Origin of the sequence: Haloferax sp. S1W (assembly GCF_044593955.1) — an archaeon.
Taxonomy (GTDB): domain Archaea; phylum Halobacteriota; class Halobacteria; order Halobacteriales; family Haloferacaceae; genus Haloferax.
The window spans coordinates 375240-391679 of sequence record NZ_CP172595.1 but is presented as its reverse complement, the minus strand read 5'-3'; the positions used below and the strand labels follow the sequence as shown (position 1 = coordinate 391679).

General features: G+C 63.9%; 15 protein-coding genes. 4 read left to right on the top strand and 11 right to left on the bottom strand.

Annotated elements, in window-relative coordinates:
- Positions 1-40: 40 nt before the first annotated feature.
- From ACH9L7_RS02145 to ACH9L7_RS02115, 7 genes are all read right to left on the bottom strand, one after another.
- Entirely contained in the window at positions 41-877 is an 837-nt protein-coding gene (locus tag ACH9L7_RS02145; protein WP_396612107.1) for an RAD55 family ATPase, read from the bottom strand.
- Positions 878-957: 80 nt separating this feature from the next.
- On the bottom strand, positions 958-1920 hold the full coding sequence (locus tag ACH9L7_RS02140; RefSeq protein ID WP_396612106.1) for a beta-ribofuranosylaminobenzene 5'-phosphate synthase family protein: 963 nt from the start codon (positions 1918-1920) through the stop codon (positions 958-960).
- A 213-nt stretch (positions 1921-2133) separates the two neighbouring features.
- Complete coding sequence (locus tag ACH9L7_RS02135; RefSeq protein ID WP_396612105.1) at positions 2134-2751, bottom strand: DUF4382 domain-containing protein; 618 nt, start codon at positions 2749-2751, stop codon at positions 2134-2136.
- A gap of 470 nt (positions 2752-3221) precedes the next feature.
- Positions 3222-3542 (bottom strand): CTP synthetase, encoded by a 321-nt coding sequence (locus ACH9L7_RS02130; RefSeq protein ID WP_396612104.1) that lies wholly within the window; start codon positions 3540-3542, stop codon positions 3222-3224.
- On the bottom strand, positions 3539-4456 hold the full coding sequence (guaA, locus tag ACH9L7_RS02125; protein WP_396612103.1) for a glutamine-hydrolyzing GMP synthase: 918 nt from the start codon (positions 4454-4456) through the stop codon (positions 3539-3541). The genes ACH9L7_RS02130 and guaA overlap by 4 nt, the downstream gene beginning before the upstream one ends.
- Complete coding sequence (gene pyrG, locus ACH9L7_RS02120) at positions 4456-6105, bottom strand: glutamine hydrolyzing CTP synthase (RefSeq protein WP_396612102.1); 1650 nt, start codon at positions 6103-6105, stop codon at positions 4456-4458. The genes guaA and pyrG overlap by 1 nt, the downstream gene beginning before the upstream one ends.
- Positions 6106-6216: 111 nt before the next feature.
- Positions 6217-6774: a maltose acetyltransferase domain-containing protein gene (locus ACH9L7_RS02115; RefSeq protein ID WP_396612101.1), complete on the bottom strand. Its 558-nt coding sequence runs from the start codon at positions 6772-6774 to the stop codon at positions 6217-6219.
- 88 nt (positions 6775-6862) lie between these two features.
- Between ACH9L7_RS02115 and ACH9L7_RS02110 the strand changes: the two genes are divergently transcribed.
- Both ACH9L7_RS02110 and ACH9L7_RS02105 read left to right on the top strand, forming a co-directional pair.
- The gene (locus tag ACH9L7_RS02110; protein ID WP_396612100.1) at positions 6863-7663 is read left to right on the top strand and encodes an aldo/keto reductase; all 801 of its coding nucleotides are present in this window, start codon (positions 6863-6865) and stop codon (positions 7661-7663) included.
- A 90-nt stretch (positions 7664-7753) separates the two neighbouring features.
- A complete protein-coding gene (locus ACH9L7_RS02105) occupies positions 7754-7921 on the top strand; it encodes a hypothetical protein (RefSeq protein ID WP_396612099.1) in 168 nt (55 codons plus the stop codon).
- A 77-nt stretch (positions 7922-7998) separates the two neighbouring features.
- On the opposite strand, the gene ppc is transcribed toward ACH9L7_RS02105, so the two are convergent.
- Positions 7999-10692 (bottom strand): phosphoenolpyruvate carboxylase, encoded by a 2694-nt coding sequence (gene ppc, locus ACH9L7_RS02100; RefSeq protein ID WP_396612098.1) that lies wholly within the window; start codon positions 10690-10692, stop codon positions 7999-8001.
- 225 nt (positions 10693-10917) lie between these two features.
- On the opposite strand from ppc, the gene ACH9L7_RS02095 reads away from it, so the two are divergent.
- Both ACH9L7_RS02095 and ACH9L7_RS02090 read left to right on the top strand, forming a co-directional pair.
- The gene (locus tag ACH9L7_RS02095) at positions 10918-11763 is read left to right on the top strand and encodes a ubiquinol-cytochrome c reductase iron-sulfur subunit (RefSeq protein ID WP_396612097.1); all 846 of its coding nucleotides are present in this window, start codon (positions 10918-10920) and stop codon (positions 11761-11763) included.
- 68 nt (positions 11764-11831) lie between these two features.
- Positions 11832-13421, top strand: coding sequence for a succinic semialdehyde dehydrogenase (locus tag ACH9L7_RS02090; RefSeq protein ID WP_396612096.1), 1590 nt, complete (start codon positions 11832-11834; stop codon positions 13419-13421).
- Positions 13422-13430: 9 nt separating this feature from the next.
- Here ACH9L7_RS02090 and ACH9L7_RS02085 read toward each other — a convergent pair whose 3' ends face one another.
- The 3 genes from ACH9L7_RS02085 to ACH9L7_RS02075 are packed head-to-tail and all read right to left on the bottom strand — an operon-like array spanning position 13431 to position 16302.
- Positions 13431-13694, bottom strand: a complete 264-nt coding sequence (locus tag ACH9L7_RS02085; RefSeq protein WP_396612095.1) for a ubiquitin-like small modifier protein 1 — start codon at positions 13692-13694, stop codon at positions 13431-13433.
- Positions 13695-13717: 23 nt separating this feature from the next.
- Positions 13718-15097: a cation:proton antiporter regulatory subunit gene (locus tag ACH9L7_RS02080; RefSeq protein WP_396612094.1), complete on the bottom strand. Its 1380-nt coding sequence runs from the start codon at positions 15095-15097 to the stop codon at positions 13718-13720.
- Positions 15094-16302 (bottom strand): potassium channel family protein, encoded by a 1209-nt coding sequence (locus tag ACH9L7_RS02075; RefSeq protein WP_396612093.1) that lies wholly within the window; start codon positions 16300-16302, stop codon positions 15094-15096. The genes ACH9L7_RS02080 and ACH9L7_RS02075 overlap by 4 nt, the downstream gene beginning before the upstream one ends.
- Positions 16303-16440 lie beyond the last annotated feature (138 nt).

Genomic DNA, 16440 nt, shown 5'->3' with positions numbered 1-16440 from the left:
AATCAGCTGACAAGAACGCCATCTGGCTCGTGCCGGTGTCTTAGCGAATCTTCCGAACGTCGCTCACGTCCAGTCCGCTCTCGTTTATCTCTGTCTCGAACTGGACGATGTTCTCGCTTTCCAGTTGCGAGAGGACGCCTCTGAACTCTTGGACGACCATCGTTCGGGCGCGTTTCGACCCACCCGACTCCCACGAGAACATGAGCGTCCCGTCAGCTGCACCCTTCAGAAGACCGAGTTGGGTGTCGGACAGCGCCTCGGTACTCACGAGAACGAGGATGAGTCCACCCCATCGGTGTGACGCCGTGGCGAGTCCCTTCATCACCATTGCGATGTCCGACCACGTCATCTCGTCGGAGATGCCTGCAATGAGGTCGGTCACGGAGTCGATGACGACGAGATTTCCGGGGGCGTATTCGCTCAGCGTCGTCCCGAGGGCGTTCAACACCGATTCGCGGTTGTGGCGACTTCCGAGGTCGTCGAGTGTGGTCGTCTGGCCGAGATACCACTCGCGGGGAATCGCGCTGAGTTGGAAGTACTCAGAAGAGAGGTCGTGGAAGTCGATGTATTCGGTGGCGGCGTCGACGATTTCGTCGTCCATCGTATAGCTCATCTCCCGGTGGAGGTACGACTCGCCGGACGTGAACGAGACGTAGTGAATCTCCGGCGGCGGACTGGCCGACTCGTCGAGCGAACCGTAGTGGAGGTCGAACAGTTCTTCGTCGGCGTGTGCGAGGCCGTTCATCGTGACGCTCGTGTAGAGAAACTCGCGCGCGCCAGCACCGGACTCCCCCGCGAGGAGGACGACGTTCCCCGGCGGTGCGCCGCCGCCGATGATGCCGTCGAGTCGGGGGACCCCGAAGGGGATACACTCCATGTCGGCACCGACTCGGCCGCGTCGGTTAGTCGTTTCGGGGCGGTACGTACCCTTCACTCGACTCGTGCGCCGTGGTTTCCTTACTCGACTCGTGCGCCGTGGTTTCGACCGCGGCAGATGGCCACGGTTCCGTCCACAGCTGCCTCGTCGAGCGCGGCCCGCCCTGCGTCGACTGCTTCGTCCGCGTGCTCGGCGTCGGTCACGCCGTAAATCGACGGCCCCCATGACGACTGCCCGGCACCGAACACCGCTGGCGACTCGTCTAACGAGGAGATGATAGCGCCGACCGGCGGCCGGTAGACACCGCCTTGCTCGTCGGCGTACCACGTGCCGTTGAGACGGCCGAGCGATTCGACTGCATCCCCGAAGCGCTCGGCAGACCCCTCGGCGAGCGCCGGCAGGAGTCGTCTGGTGACGATACCAGCGATTCGGTCGCTCGTCGTCGGGTCGGCGCGCTCGACGACAGTCCGCATGCTCGCTTCTTCTGCCGTCCCGTTTCTCCCCGGGTCTACGTCCGGCGTGACGAGGAGGAACCGCCAATCGTCGGGGACCGGGTGGCGGGCAACGACCGGCGGCACGGTCCACTCGCCGTCGTCGGGTCTGTCGGTGGTAAAGCGCGCTGTCGGATGGCCGGCGTCGATGATGGCACCGCCCGATTCGAAGGTTGCGACGCCGACACCGGACCGCCCGCCACGACCCATTTCGGGTGCTAACTTCCGAACGTCGGTGTCGGTGTCCGTCGCAACTGCAACCGCCCGGAGGACGGCGAGCGCGAGTTGCGTCCCGCTACCGAGGCCCGTGTGCCGGGGGAGCGACCGTTCGACAACCACGTCGACGCCGTCGATGTCGAGGAGAGCTGCCGCACGGTCGACGTACTCACGGGCAACGGGATGCCGACACTGGACTTCTGCGGCGGGTTCGGCGGAGACGACCACCCGTGGCTCGTCGAGCCCCACACCCAGCCCACCGTAGAGACGGTCGCGGGCGAGGCTCAAGTTGAGAAAGCCGAAGTGGATTCGCGCACCGACCGAGACCCGTACCATGTACCCGTGTGTCAGGGGGCACTGATAAAGGGAGTTGCGACCATGGCAACGAGGGCCGCCATTCCCCGACGCTGTCTGTCGATTAGGGAGTTCGATAGCACCGTGACTAGGCAGGTACTAAGAGGGATGGCCAAAGGGAGACCACGTCACCGGAGACCTGTGAGGTGGAGTCGTCTGGAGGTGCGGCGGGGGAGTCGTCTGGAGGTGCGGTGGCTATTCGCTCGTCGTCGTCGTGTTCGCAGTCGTGGTTGTTGTCGTCTCGGAGTCCGTCGCGTTCGCGGTGGTCGTCTCGTCGGACTCGTAGACGACCGTCACCTCGTCGGCGACGGGTTGGAGGACGTACTTTCCGGCGTTTCCGGCCTTCACGGGCGTGAAGTCCGCCGTAAAGGTCGTCGTCTGGTCGGCGCGAATCTCGAACGACGTGTCGAACTTCAGCGGGGCGGAACCGGGGACTTCGACGGTCGCCTCGGAACCGTCCGTGAGGGTGGCGTCGGTTCCGCTGACTTCGACCTGAAGATACTCGTAGGTCCCCGTCTCGACTTCGAACTCGTCGACGAGCGCGGAGGCGTCGCCCTGCAGCTCGACCAAGTCGACTTCGGTACCGTCTGCGTCCAAGGACTTCGCGTCGCCGTCTTTCGGCTGTATCCGCACCGTCGAGATAGTGACGAGGCAGGATTCGAAGTCCGAGATGTCGCCGGGGTTGTCGCTCACGCGCGTCGAGAGCGTTCCGGTCGTGGCGGACGCGGTACCCATACAGCCGGCGATGCCGACCGTACTTGCAGCGGCAATTCCAACGGCGCTCGTGACGAATGTTCGTCGGTTGAGTGTCATTGTGTCTGTGTTCTAGCGGTGTGTCTGTCGTGCTGTCTGTCGAAGGTCACCCGGGCAGGTGACCGAAGTGCTCATGAAGCGGCCACACGCTGGCCGAATCTCTTCACACGCCGTGCCTGCAAGACCGGGCATGGTACAGGCGGCATCCGGCGCGTTTCCGCATCCTTGGCTGTGGCCCCATCGGTATTGAAGGGTGGAAATCGCTGTACTGGGTTGCGGTCGTTCGGCGAAAATTACGGACGGTTGTTCCCGGTTTTCGCCGAGTTTGACCGAGAAACGGGCGACGCTGGCTGTCGATTTCCCCGACTGTGCTCCGGTCGAGACGGGCCACCCGGCTGCAACGCTGACGCGCCACCGGCCACGGCGCGAGGGACACGCGCATCGCTACTCAACAGGAAACACGCGCGTCACTACTCAACAGGAAACACGAACCGCAAAAACGGTCGGTCAGCGTGACCGACGGGCGGCTTTCAGACCAGTTCTTCGGCGACTACGTCGACCGCGAGGAGGTCGGGGTCGACCGCGAGGTCGGCCTGACCTTTTGCGAACTCGGGAAGCGAGTCCCGTGAGTAGGTCACGACGCGAACGTCGGGGTTCAGTTCCTTCGCCACCGAGATGGCCGTCGCATCGTCCATGTCGGTGAGGACGAGGAGGTCCGCCTCGTCGATGCCCGCCTCACCGAGCGATTCGGCGGAGGCGATGCCGGTGATTCGAACGATGGTTGCGCCTTCCGATTCGAGCGCTTCGCCGAGACCTTCTGGGTCGGTTCCGGCGACGAGTGCCGTCGTCATTCGTACTCGATGGTCGCCGGTGGTTTGTGGGTCACGTCGTAGACGACGCGGGCGACGTTCTCGTTCGTGCCGGTGATGCGCGACTGGATGCGCTGGAGGGTGTCCCACGGGAGTTCCTGCGCGCGGGCGGTCATGCCGTCGCGGGACTCCACGGAACGGACCGAAACAATCCAGCCGTGGACGCGGTTGTCACCTTTGACGCCGGTACCCTTGCCGACCACGGCGGCGAACGCCTGCCACGGGTCGTGCTTTTCGACTTCGTCTTCGACGATGTGACACGCGTCGCGCGCGACTTCGACCTTCTCGGGCGTCACTTCGCCGAGGACGCGGACTGCGAGGCCCGGACCCGGGAACGGCATCCGCTCGGCGATGATGGATTCGAGGCCGAGCGCGCGTGCAACCTCGCGGACCTCGTCCTTGTAGAGGTCGCGGACGGGTTCGACGATACCCTCGAAGTCGACGACATCCGGAAGCCCGCCCACGTTGTGGTGGGATTTGATGTTCCCTTCGGACTCGATGCGGTCGGGGTAGATGGTCCCCTGCACGAGGTACTGCGCGTCCGTCTCTTTCGCCTCGCGCTCGAACTCGCGGATGAACTGTTCGCCGATGACCTTGCGCTTTTCCTCGGGGTCGACGACGCCTTCGAGGGCGTCGAAGAACCGTTCTTCGGCATCGACGACGCGGAGGCTCTCCATGAAGGAGAAGGTGTCCGCAATCTGTTCGGTCTCGCCTTTGCGCATCAGGCCGGTATCGACGTAGACAGGAGTGAGCTGCTCGCCGACGGCCTCGTACGCGAGGGTCGCCGCGACGGAAGAGTCCACACCGCCCGAGAGGGCGATGATGGCGTGTTCGTCGCCGATTTGGTCGCGAATCGATGCTGTTGCGTCTTCGATGAATTCGTCTACGTTTACCATTATGCTGTCACCTCTTCGCTGTCGAGTTCACGTGCGTCGAGTTCGCCGAGAACCGCTCGGAGGAAGCCGAGGAACGGCGGACTCGCGCGGTCGGGTCGGGAGCGGAATTCGGGGTGGAACTGCGTCCCGAAGAAGAACGGGTGGTCGTCCAGTTCCAGAATCTCCATGCGGTTTTCTGCGCGGCCGGAGAATCGGAGGCCTTCGGATTCGAGTTCGTCGATGAGTTCGGGGTTCACCTCGTAGCGGTGGCGGTGACGCTCCGTACAGGAGGTCCCGTCGTAGACCGCTTCCGCGAGGGTTCCTTCGTCGATACCCGTCTCGTGGGCACCGAGGCGCATCGTACCGCCCATCTCGTCGACTTCGTACTGTTCGGGGAGCAGGTCGATAACCGGGTACGACGTGTCTTCGTCGAGTTCGGTCGAGTGGGCGTCTTCGTGGCCGAGGACGTTGCGGGCCTGCTCGACGACCGCCATCTGGAAGCCGAGACACAGCCCGAGGAACGGAATGTCGTTCTCGCGGGCGTGCCGGATTGCCTCGATTTTGCCGTCGGTTCCGCGCGAGCCGAAGCCGCCGGGGACGACGACGCCGTCCGCGCCTTTCAGACGCGCTTCGTGCTTGTCGTGCATCTCGTCGGCATCGACCCACAGGATGTTCACGTCGACGCCACACTCGATGCCCGCGTGCTTGAGCGCCTCGTGGATGGACATGTAGGCGTCTTCGAGGGCGTACTTGCCGACGAGCGCGATGTCGACGGTGCCAGAGCGCTCGGCGGTCACGAGTTCGCGCCAGCGGTTGTCGCGTTCGGCCTTCGGAAGCGCCTCGTCGTCGATTTCGAGGCGTTCCATCACGTACTCGTCGAGACCTTCTTCTTCGACCATCAGGGGGACGTGGTAGATGTCCGGAACGTCGGGGTTCGAGAAGACAGCGGCGTCCGGCACGTCGCAGAACTGCGCAATCTTGGTCTTCGTCTCCGAGTCGAGTTTGTCGTCCGCGCGCCCGACGAGGATGTCGGGTTGCAGGCCGATACTCCGGAGTTCTTTGACCGAGTGCTGTGTGGGTTTGGTCTTCTGCTCGCCGTTCTTCGAGTAGGGGACGAGGGTAACGTGGGTAAAGAGCACGTCTCCGTCTTCCTCCTCGGAGGCGAACTGGCGGAGGGCTTCGAGGAACGGCATGGACTCGATGTCGCCGACAGTGCCGCCGACTTCGACGATACACACGTCGGTTCCCTCGGCCGCCTCGCGGATGCGGCGCTTGATGTCCTCGGTAACGTGCGGAATAATCTGGACCGTCTTCCCGAGGTAGTCTCCGGCACGCTCCTTCTGGATGACGTGCTGGTACGTTTTCCCCGTCGTGATGTTGTGGTCGGCGGTCATGTCGATGCCCAGGAACCGCTCGTAGTTCCCGAGGTCGAGGTCGACTTCCGCGCCGTCTTTCAACACGTACACTTCGCCGTGCTCGTAGGGATTCATCGTCCCCGCGTCGACGTTCAGATACGGGTCGATTTTGACCGCGGTGACGTCGAACCCGGCGTTCTTCAGGAGTCGGCCGGTGCTGGCGGCCGTGATACCCTTCCCGAGGCCGGACATGACACCCCCGGTTACGAAAATGAACTTGCGCCCCATGTCGGGGTCGTATTCGTCCGTCGGCATACTGACCGTGTGCAAGCGTACTTCAAAACGATTTCGGAGCCAACATCGTGTGCCAGAGGCCCGCACATCCCCGAAATCTGAAGAATCGACAGACGGCGAGACAACTGTCAGCTACTCCAGTTCTTTGACGACTCGTGCCGGATTCCCACCGACAACCACGCTGTCTGGAACGTCCTCCGTCACGACGGCTCCGGAGGCGACCACCACGTCGTCGCCGATGGTGACGCCGGGGTTGATGACCGCACGACCTCCCAGCCACGCGTTGTCTCCAATCGTCACTGGGTCGCCAGACTCGGGACCCTTGATGCGCTCTGCCGCGTCAAGCGGGTGCGTCGCGGTGTAGATGTGGACGCCCGGTGCGATTTGGCAGTTGTCGCCGATGGTGATGGGACACACGTCGAGAAAGACGCAGTCGAAGTTGGCGAAGAAGTTCTCGCCGACGCGGATGTTGTAGCCGTAATCACACCGGAACGGCGGTTCGATTTCGAACGAATCGCCGACGTCGCCGAACAGGTCGCGGACGAGTTCCTCGCGGCGCTCCGTCTCGGTTTCGTCGGTGTCGTTGAACAAGCGGGTGAGTCGGCGCGCGCGTTTTCGCTCGGCGACGAGTTCCGGGTCGCTGGCGTCGTACAACTCGCCCGCGAGCATCTTCTCTTTCTCGGAGGGCATAGGCTGACGACTGGCGCGACGAACCTAAATGTGGGCGTGGTATTCCGCAACCGCAGCCTTTGAACGGTCCCCGCGAGTGTACTCGCGTATGAAAGAATTCCCGAAACTCGGCTACGGGACGTACAAACTCGAAGACCGCGACGAGTGCGTCGAGGCCGTAACGACCGCTCTCGACGTGGGCTACCGCCACATCGACACGGCGCAGATGTACGACAACGAGGAGTTTGTCGGCGAAGCCCTCGCCGAGTCCGATGTCGATATCGGCGACATCTTCGTGGCGACGAAACTCGACACCGACAACCTCGGCTCCGACGACGTACTGGAGACGGCCCGCGAATCGGCCGCAAAACTCGGCGTCGAGACAATCGACCTGCTGTACGTCCACTGGCCGATCAACGCCTACGACCCCGACGAGACGCTTTCGGCGCTCGACGAACTCGTCGAAGAAGGGCTGGTCGACAACATCGGCCTCAGCAACTTCCGTCCCGACCAACTCGAAGAGGCAATCGACCGCCTCGACACGCCGCTTTTCGCCCACCAGGTCGAGATGCACCCGCTCCTCCAGCAGGAGGAACTCCTCTCGATGGCCGACGAGTACGACCACCATCTGGTCGCGTACTCGCCTATCGCGCGAAACGAAGTCGCCGAGAACGACACGCTCGTCGAAATCGCGGAGAAACACGAAGCCTCGCCCGCGCAGGTGTCGCTCGCGTGGCTCGTCGAGAAGGGTGCGACCCCGATTCCGAAGGCCGCCTCGCCCGACCACATCCGCGCCAACCTCGCCGCGCTCGACATCGAACTTTCCGACGACGACGTTGCGGCCATCGATGCTCTCGGCGCCGACCACCGAATCGTGGACTTCGACGAAGCGCCGTGGAATCAGGTCTGACGCGGCGGTAGCTGACTGCTGCGGTTCTTTTGTGCGACTGGCTCGCAATCTAGGTCAACGTATATGATAGACTCGCCCGTAGTATCTCGTATGATGACAGTGGTGGTGGCCTGTCCACATTGTGGTCAAAAAGTCGAACCGAGTTACGAGGGAGACGCCGACTTCGACGGCGTCAGACAGCGCATCAAATCAGAGTACCGTCTCACGCGCGAGACGTGTCCTGTCTGCTCGAATCCGTACGACCTCCGGCGCGCCTGACGCGGCGGGTCGGGGGCGAACCGAGACAGTAGTTCCGGTGGGTGGCCGGAACGTGCTGTCTTTTCTCTACTCGCTTTTCAGCCGGTGTTCTTCATCCCGGCGGCGATTCCTTTGACGGTGAGCCGCAGGGTTCGTTCTTCCTCGTCGGTCCGGTGGTCCTGTGCGAGCAGATGGGTCTGCAGGAGGTTCAGCGGGTCGACGTAGGGGTTGCGGCGGCGGAGGCTGTCTTCGAGCCATTCCCGCTTCAAAAGCCCATCGCGGCCGACGATGTCCAGCATGAGGCTCTCTGCGGACTCGTATTCGGCCTGAAGACGCGGGAAGAACGTCTCCCGAAGGTCTTCGTCCGCGAGGTCCGCGTAGTCCGACGCGATTTCGAGGTCGGTTCGGGCGATGGCCATTGCGGCGTTGTCGAACGTGCTCCGGAAGAACAGCCACTCGTCGTACATCTCGCGGAGCGTCTCGATGTCGCCGCCGTCGTCGAGGTAGGCTTCGACGCCCGCGGCCAGCGAGTACCAACCGGGGAGGATACACCGCGACTGCGTCCACGAGAACACCCACGGGATGGCGCGGAGGTCTTCGACACTGCGCTCGTCCGACCGCGAGGCCGGGCGCGACCCGAGGTTGAGTTCCTCGATGACGGTGATGGGCGTCGCTTGCTCGAAGTAGGAGACGAAGCCCTCCGATTCGAGGAGGTCACGGTACTCCTTGCGGGCGACCGCCGCCATCGTGTCCATGGCATCAATCCACTCGTCGGGGACGTATTCTTCGGGTTGACGAATCGCCTGCAACCGCGCCCGAATCTGGGCGTTGAGCATCTGTTCGAGGTTGCGCTCGGCGATGCGCGGGTTGGCGTACTTCTCGGCAATGGCTTCGCCCTGCTCTGTGAACTTGATTTGGCCCGTGATGGTCTCGTTCGGGAGCGCCAGCATGGCTTCGTTCATCGGGCCGCCACCGCGCGAGATGGACCCGCCGCGGCCGTGGAACAACCGCATCGTCACGTCGAAGTCGTCGCAGATGTCGGCGAGGCGACGCTGGTTCTTGTAGAGGTCCCAGTTGGCCGCGAGGAAGCCGTTTTCTTTGTTCGAGTCGGAGTACCCGAGCATAATCTCCTGTACGTTGTTCCGGGCCGCCAGCGCCTTGCTGTAGGCGTCGTTTTCGAACAGCGTCCCCATGATGCGGCGCGCGCCGTTGAGCGCCGACTCGGTTTCGAGGAGCGGCACCACGTCGAGTCCGCAGTGGTCCGGCAGGGAGACGACGCCCGCCTGGTCGGCGAGGAAGAGAACTTCGAGGACGTGCGACGGCTCTTCGGTCATCGAGATACAGTAGGTGTCGATGGCGCTGACGCCGTACTCGCGCTGCCACTCGCCGAGTTTCTGGAACCGGCGGAGGACGCGCGAGGCCGTCTCAGACACGTCGCCCGGTTCGTCGAGGTCGATGACGGACTCTTCCTGGAGCATCGCGTCGGTGAGGAGTTCGACGCGCTCCTCCTCGGGGCGACCGCGGTAGTCGATTCCTTCGTGGGCGAACGCCTCGTGGACCGCTTCTGTGTGGTTCTTCTGGTGGTCGCGGAGGTCGAGGCTGGCGAGCGTGAAGCCGAACGTATCGACCTGCCGCATCAGGGGTTCGACGTACACGTCCGCGACCTGTTCGGCGCCGGTTCCGCGGAGGCTGGCGTCGATGACCGCGAGGTCGTCCATCAGTTCCTGCGGTTCGCGGTAGCCGTTGGGGCGAACGTCCTCGATACGGCGCAGGCGCTCGCGCATCAACTTCAGCTTCTGGCGGTACGGTTCGTCGGGGTACCGTTCGTCGACTTCGTCGGCAACCACCGGAAGCAGTTCACGGTCGGCCTTCAGTGACCGCTCCAGTTCGGGGCCGAGGTCGATTCGTGTGGCGTCCTGACTGAGCACACCAGAGAGTCGTTTCAGGGCGTCACTGTACTTCTCTAAGACGACGCTCCGCTGGCGGGCGAGCGTCTCTTCTGTCACCTCGGGCGTGACGAAGGGGTTGCCGTCGCGGTCGGAACCAGCCCACGACCGGAACTCAAAGAGCTTCGGCACGTCGAGGTCGGGGTACTCGTCGTGGAACTCCTCTTCGAGTTCTTCGTACACTTCGCCGACCACGTCGAACAGGATGTTCTCCAGATACCACTGGACGTTTCTGGCCTCGTCGGTGGGTTCCGGACGGCGGTTGCGGACCTGTGAGGTCTGCCAGAGGCTCGTCACTTCGGCGACGATGTGTCGCCACTCCTGGTCGTGTTCGAGGTCGGTGAGCGGTCGCTCGTCGACTTCCTCCAGTCGGTTGGCGATAGAGCGAAGTTTCGCTTTTACCGTCTTCCGACGCGCCTCGGTCGGGTGCGCCGTGAACGTCGGTTCGATGAGTACGTCTTCGAGCACGCGCCCGAGGAGGTCCTCGTCGACTTCCTCCTCGCGGAGGGCGTCGAGCGTGTCCAAGATTCCGTCTTCGAGTGTCCCCTCCTGAGAGGCTTCGCGCAGGACGCGAACGCGCTCGCGCTCTTCTGCGAGGTTGATGAGTTCGAAGTAGGTCGTAAAGGCGCGGGCAACGACGCTTTCGGTCTCAGGGTCGAGGTCGTCGACGACATCGTAGAGGGCCTCGCGGGACCCCGCCTCGCCTTTTCGGTAAGCGATGGCAGACTGCCGAAGTTCTTCTACCGTTTCGAACGACGCCGTGGAGGTTTGGGCTTCCAGTACGTCCCCGAGCAGCGCTCCCAGCTCGCGAACGTCCTGTCTGACGTCTCTGGTGTGCAATCGCATCTCCTACTCAATTAGGAGTACCACCTTGTAAAAGGGCAGGCGTAGCGCCGAAAAATTGCCCGAATTGCCGTTCTAAACAAACGTTTGTAAACGACTGGCTAATTCTGTTCGCAATTCGAAATCCCGGGTATTTAGAGGCCCACACTACTGAGGACGGCAGTTTCGTGGGGAGCGGTCACACGGGGGATTCGTCACGCTTTTACTGGACGGGTCGAAGTTGCTGGTATGAGCGATAGCGACAAGTACCCCGACGACTCGGGTCGCCGTCGGTTTGTCAAAGGCGTCGTTGGGGGAGCGGCGCTCGCGGGCGTGGGAACGACTGGTGCGGCCGCCATCAACTCCGCCACTACCTCCCCAGGTGCAGGTGGCGGTCCGACGCAGGCGTACGCAATCGAGAACACGGCTGGTCCCGCTCCGCGCGGGATGCCTCAGATTCCCATCGAAATCGACAGCGATGGGTTCATCAAAGGCGTCTGGCCGGAGGTCAAGACCGTCACACAGAACGGTATCGACATCCAGGTTGCCGAGACTGAGGACTACAAGGGCTCCGGCGTCACCTACTCCTCGGCGTGGTTCCAGTACTGCGGTGTCCAGTCCTACGGTGGACTCGCACCCGACTACGAGTCTGACAATTACTTCCGATCCGACTCGGGCGGCTACGCGTGGCAGAAAGACGCCTACAGCGTCGGTGACAAACTGAACATCGAAGACTTCGGCGACTACAAGGAGTGGGGCAACGACATCGGAAAGTCCGGCCTCGGTAAGCCCGCCACCGGAACGTGGCGCTCGCAGGACGCCGAAGACACGATGCCGATTCAGATTATCCGCTCCGAGCGCATCGAAGAGGCCGCCAAGGACAACGACTGGCTCGCCGCCTCGACGGACCAGGGCGTCATCGCGTGGCTCAACAAGTGTACGCACTTCTGCTGTGTCCCCGGATACAAGCAGGCTGCCGACGCCGCTAAGTTCAACGCGGAAGACGGCGTCTACTGTCAGTGCCACCAGTCCGTCTACGACCCGTTTTCTATCGTCCAGACCCTCTTCACCGCACTGCCGCGGCCCGAAGAGTAACGCCCAAACGACCTCTCCATTCTACTTCGTTCCACGCTGGTTAGTAGCCTCGCGCCCAAGTGGGGCGTATGGTCGACGCCCCTGCTTCACCGGTCGCCCGTGAGCGACTGGATGCACTCGCCCGCCTCGTTTCGGGACCGACAGACCGCGAGGAACCGACTCGAACAGACCGCGACTCGCTTCCGATTCACGCTCCGTACGACGACAGCGTCGTCGGCGAGGTTCCATCGTGTACACCCGACGACGTTCGAGACGCCGTCTCGAAAGCGAGGGCTGCGGCAGACGAGTGGGCCGCGTGGCCGGTCGAAGACCGCGTTGCCGTCATTCGGCGGTTCCACGACGCGCTCCTCGACCGGCGCGAGGACCTTCTCGACGTGATTCAGACCGAAACCGGGAAAGCCCGCGTCGACGCCCTCGAAGAAGTGCTCGATGCCGCAACGGCCGCACGCTACTACGGCAATCACGCCGGACAAGTCCTCGGGTCGACACGCCGCGGCGGTGCGATTCCACTCCTGACGAAGACTGTCGAGCATCACCACCCCGTCGGCGTCGTCGGCATCATCTCACCGTGGAACTATCCGCTGTCGCTTTCTATCTCCGAGGCGATTCCCGCGTTACTCGCGGGCAACGGCGTCGTCATCAAACCCGACGAGGGGACGCCATTTACGGCGCTTTGGGGGCTCGAACTCCTGCGCGAGTGTGGGCTTCCAGACGACGCCGTGCAGGTCGTCACCGGCGAGGGACCGACCCTCGGCGAACCGCTCATCGAGGCGGTCGATTACGTAAGCTTCACCGGAAGCACGGAAGTCGGTCGCACCATCGCCGAGACGGCGGGTCGCCACCTCACGGAGTGCTCGCTCGAACTCGGCGGGAAAAACGCCCTTCTCGTCCTCGACGATGCGAACGTCGAACGGGCCGCCCGCGGCGCGGCCAGAGGGTGTTTCGCCAACGCCGGACAACTCTGTATTTCTATCGAACGAATCTACGTCCACGAGTCGGTCGCCGACGACTTCCGGGACGCCTTCGTCCGTGAGGCGCGCGCGCTCACGCTCGATGCGGGGTACGATTACGACCACGACGTTGGCTCTCTTCTGGACGACGCGTTGCTCGAAACGGTCGAAGCCCACGTCGAGAATGCCGTCGAGAAGGGTGCGACGGTCCTCACCGGCGGGCGTGCCCGACCGGACCTCGGCCCGTACTTCTACGAACCAACGATTCTGACCGACGTGACTCCGGAAATGACGCTCGCCGACGAAGAGACGTTCGGCCCGGTCGTCTCGCTGTACGAGGTCGAAACCGTCTCCGACGCCATCGAACAGACCAACGATTCGGCCTACGGACTGAACGCGAGCGTCTGGACGGAGAATACAGAACGCGGCGAACAGGTCGCCACGAGACTGGAAGCCGGAACCGTCAACGTCAACGAAGCCTACGCCGCTGCGTGGGGTTCGTTCGACGCTCCCATGGGCGGGATGAAAGATTCGGGCATCGGTCGCCGCCACGGTCGGCGCGGCATGCTGAAGTACACAGAGTCACAGACGGTTGCGACCCAACGAATCGCCCCGTTTTCGCCGCCGAAACGCGGGAAGCGACTCTGGGCTGATTCGGCATCCTTCGGGGTTCTCCTGTGGAAGCGAATCTCCGAGTTGGGGCCGTAGTTCGATTCCTCACCCGCCGCTGACTGGCGGGAACAGGGCGAGTTCGTCGCCGACTTCGGCCGCGTCGTCGAGCACGGCGGCCTCGCCGTTCCGCAACACGTTGATGTGGTCGTAGAGTCCGCCGTCGTCGGCGAATACCCGTGCTTCGAGCGGCGGATGCCGACCGACCAGCGCGTCGAGGGCGTCGCCGACAGTGGCGTCGCCGTCCACCTCGACTTCGACCGTACGAGACCCGGCGACCTCCGCGAGGTCGGCGAACAGTTTCCACTCCATACCCCCGTCTCCACGCTCGGTACTCATGAGGATTGCGCCGGCGGGTCGTGGTCGCCGCCGGCTGTGCTGTCGTCCTCTCCGTCGCTGTTTTCGTCGCCGAAACCACTCTCACCGCTCCCATCCGTCTGTGCGCCTTCGGAGGCCTGTCGCTCGACCTGCCGCAGGAGTTCTGGGCGACCCACGACGTACAGGGTATCACCGGCCGCCAACAAGCGACTGCGGGCGGGGATGGCTTCGACCGGCCTGTTCGGCGTGCGGATGGCGACAACGGTGATATCGACAGCAGCCACGTCCGCACCGTCGAGAGCTGACCCCTCGCCGACCGTGACGACGGCCATCGTCTCGTCCGCGGTCCTGAGAAGCGATGCGAACTCGCGGTCCACGTGCGGACTTGCCGGAAGGGTGACGAGGCGGTACTCCTCGGCCCCCGAGAGCCGTTCGGCGTCTACCTCGTCGAGCGCAACCGTCGCAACGTCCCCCGCGACTCCCCGGAGTTCACCGAACGCGACCCGCGTCGGGTCGGCAGGTTCGGTCTCCGATTCGACCGGGGCAGACTGCGTGGTGGCGTCGCCAGCGCCATCAGCCACGCCGTCTCTGTCATCCACCGCATCGTCGTCAGTGGCCGCCTTCGGGACGGCCCACACCTGTACCGGGTCGCCAGCGGCCGCACCCGGACCGGGGTCGCCGCGGATTGCGATTGCGACGGTTCCCGGCCCCAAGGTCGGTCCGAGGCCAGCGGCCCGGCTACCGAGTGCGAGGTACGGGACAGTTCCGTCGTCCGCAATCTCCACGTCCACGTGGCCGACGCCGTGGTCGTCCTTGATTCGGGTGACGAGTCGGTCCCGAAGTTCGGAGACAGAAAGGCGGCGCGGGAACAGGAGCGTCTTAGCGCGCAGTTGCTCTTTGACCGCCTCGGAGACCGGGTCGTAGGCCTCGATGTCCTCGATATCCTCCGGCAGCGTGACCGTCGTCACGCGACCGACGGCTCGGACCAACTTACTCACGTCGGCGTCGAGTTCTTTCGCCCCGGCCACGGCGAACACGTCCGTGGCGATTCGGTCACCGACGAGGCGGCCACCCGGCGAGACGAGCGCACCACCGGCGAGCGCGCCAGCGTTGTACAGTACCGTCGCCGGTTGGAAGACCTTCGAGTTGGTTCCGGTCGCAAATTCGCCGAACAGCCCGATGGTGTTGAGGTAGAGCGCGACGAGCGCCGCCCCGAAGAGGACGGCCAGCGCCCGCGGGATGATATCGCGGGTGTACCACCGATAGAGCAACGCGGCGACCCCGGAAGCGACGAACGCGCCCACGATGAGCCCGACGAAACGAAGGACCGACCTGACGAGCGGGTCGCTCGCGGGCGGGACCGACACCTGCCCAAGTAGCAGTTCCAACCCGCTCATGCGACTGCCTCCTCGAATGCGGACAGGTCGGGTCGAGCGCCCACGGCGAACAGCGTGTCCCCGGCGCTCACCTCTTGGTCGCCTCGCGGGGCCATCGTCCACGTCCCTTCGTGTCGAACCGCGAGGATGACGACGTTGTAGGTGTCGCGGACGGCGACCGCTCTGAGCGTCATCCCGTCCAACGGGCTTTCTGCACCGACAGTGAGTCTGGAGAACCGCTTTCCCGCGCGGCGGAGCAGCGACACGAGTTCGAACTCGCGCCGGACGCCGCGAGAGACGACGACGAGTCGGTCGATGTCGCCCCCGACGAGCGCGTCAACGTCCTGCCGAGCGACGGCGAGCGTCACCTGCCCGTCACCGCCCGCGGCCGTCGGGGCACGCGGAGCGGGTCTCGGTGCCTCCGAGTCTTCGTCATCGCTTTCGACGATTTCTGACTCGATGGTGTCCCCGATACCGACGACGGTCGCCGAGAGCGCCTGCTCGCCGGTGACGACCGACACCTCGTCGCCCACTGTAAGGCCCGTCGGAACCAACGCGCGGACGGAAATCGCCCGTTTCCCCGGGGAGAGTCGCTTCGAGAGACCGCCGTACGGAGCGGCCGCGGCGACAGTCGCGCGAGCGCGTTCGTCGAGCGTCACTTCGACCGCCGCGAGGTCGAATTCGGTCTGGAGTCGGTCGGCGAAACGGGATTCGAGTTCGACAAGCGGGATGTCAGCCGGAAACGTCCACTCGCCGTCTCGGATGGCGGTTTGGATGTCCTCGGGAACCGGCGGGTAGCCTTCCACGTCGGCAACGTCGCCCGAAACGGTGATACGAACCAGTCCGCGTCCGCCGACGAGTTCCACCACGTCGGTCGAGAGGGTTCGCTCGGTGAGTTTTCGAAGCAACATCTTCCGCGGAATCTCGTTCGCGAAGGCGTCACCCCGGTTGTGGGCGTAGAGCGACCCCATGAGGACGACGAGCAGTGCGACCGTCAACCGAACCTGATTGTCCGACTGCGTAATCGTCGGGTCGGTAAGCGCCATGAGGCCGCCGCTGGCACCGGCGATGGCGACGCCGAGGACGACGACGGCGAGACCGGGGACCGTCACCCCGGTGAGGTACCGGAACCCGAAGCCCAAGACCCACGCAACGGCGGCGGGGACGAGTCCGGTCAGGACGCCGAAATAGAGTCCGTAGACGACTTCGACGGGAAGTGAAGCCATAGCCCAGTCCACTCGCCGACGAGGTAAATGCGTGCCGGGGAGTGAATTGTGTATCGAGAACTGAAGCCGCATGTCGGGGAACGAGACCTCGTCTCCGAACTCCGGAGAACCAATACCTTATCTACGATTGGGACGCAG

Bases quoted from the DNA above. Each gene is read 5' to 3' on its own strand.
- ACH9L7_RS02115 (WP_396612101.1), bottom strand. From the start codon at position 6,774: ATGCCCTCCGAGAAAGAGAAGATGCTCGCGGGCGAGTTGTACGACGCC.
- ACH9L7_RS02095 (WP_396612097.1), top strand. From the start codon at position 10,918: ATGAGCGATAGCGACAAGTACCCCGACGACTCGGGTCGCCGTCGGTTT.
- ACH9L7_RS02110 (WP_396612100.1), top strand. From the start codon at position 6,863: ATGAAAGAATTCCCGAAACTCGGCTACGGGACGTACAAACTCGAAGAC.
- ACH9L7_RS02075 (WP_396612093.1), bottom strand. From the start codon at position 16,302: ATGGCTTCACTTCCCGTCGAAGTCGTCTACGGACTCTATTTCGGCGTC.
- ACH9L7_RS02090 (WP_396612096.1), top strand. From the start codon at position 11,832: ATGGTCGACGCCCCTGCTTCACCGGTCGCCCGTGAGCGACTGGATGCA.
- ppc (WP_396612098.1), bottom strand. From the start codon at position 10,692: ATGCGATTGCACACCAGAGACGTCAGACAGGACGTTCGCGAGCTGGGA.
- ACH9L7_RS02145 (WP_396612107.1), bottom strand. From the start codon at position 877: ATGGAGTGTATCCCCTTCGGGGTCCCCCGACTCGACGGCATCATCGGC.
- ACH9L7_RS02130 (WP_396612104.1), bottom strand. From the start codon at position 3,542: ATGACGACGGCACTCGTCGCCGGAACCGACCCAGAAGGTCTCGGCGAA.
- ACH9L7_RS02140 (WP_396612106.1), bottom strand. From the start codon at position 1,920: ATGGTACGGGTCTCGGTCGGTGCGCGAATCCACTTCGGCTTTCTCAAC.
- pyrG (WP_396612102.1), bottom strand. From the start codon at position 6,105: ATGCCGACGGACGAATACGACCCCGACATGGGGCGCAAGTTCATTTTC.
- ACH9L7_RS02080 (WP_396612094.1), bottom strand. From the start codon at position 15,097: ATGAGCGGGTTGGAACTGCTACTTGGGCAGGTGTCGGTCCCGCCCGCG.
- ACH9L7_RS02105 (WP_396612099.1), top strand. From the start codon at position 7,754: ATGATGACAGTGGTGGTGGCCTGTCCACATTGTGGTCAAAAAGTCGAA.
- guaA (WP_396612103.1), bottom strand. From the start codon at position 4,456: ATGGTAAACGTAGACGAATTCATCGAAGACGCAACAGCATCGATTCGC.
- ACH9L7_RS02085 (WP_396612095.1), bottom strand. From the start codon at position 13,694: ATGGAGTGGAAACTGTTCGCCGACCTCGCGGAGGTCGCCGGGTCTCGT.
- ACH9L7_RS02135 (WP_396612105.1), bottom strand. From the start codon at position 2,751: ATGACACTCAACCGACGAACATTCGTCACGAGCGCCGTTGGAATTGCC.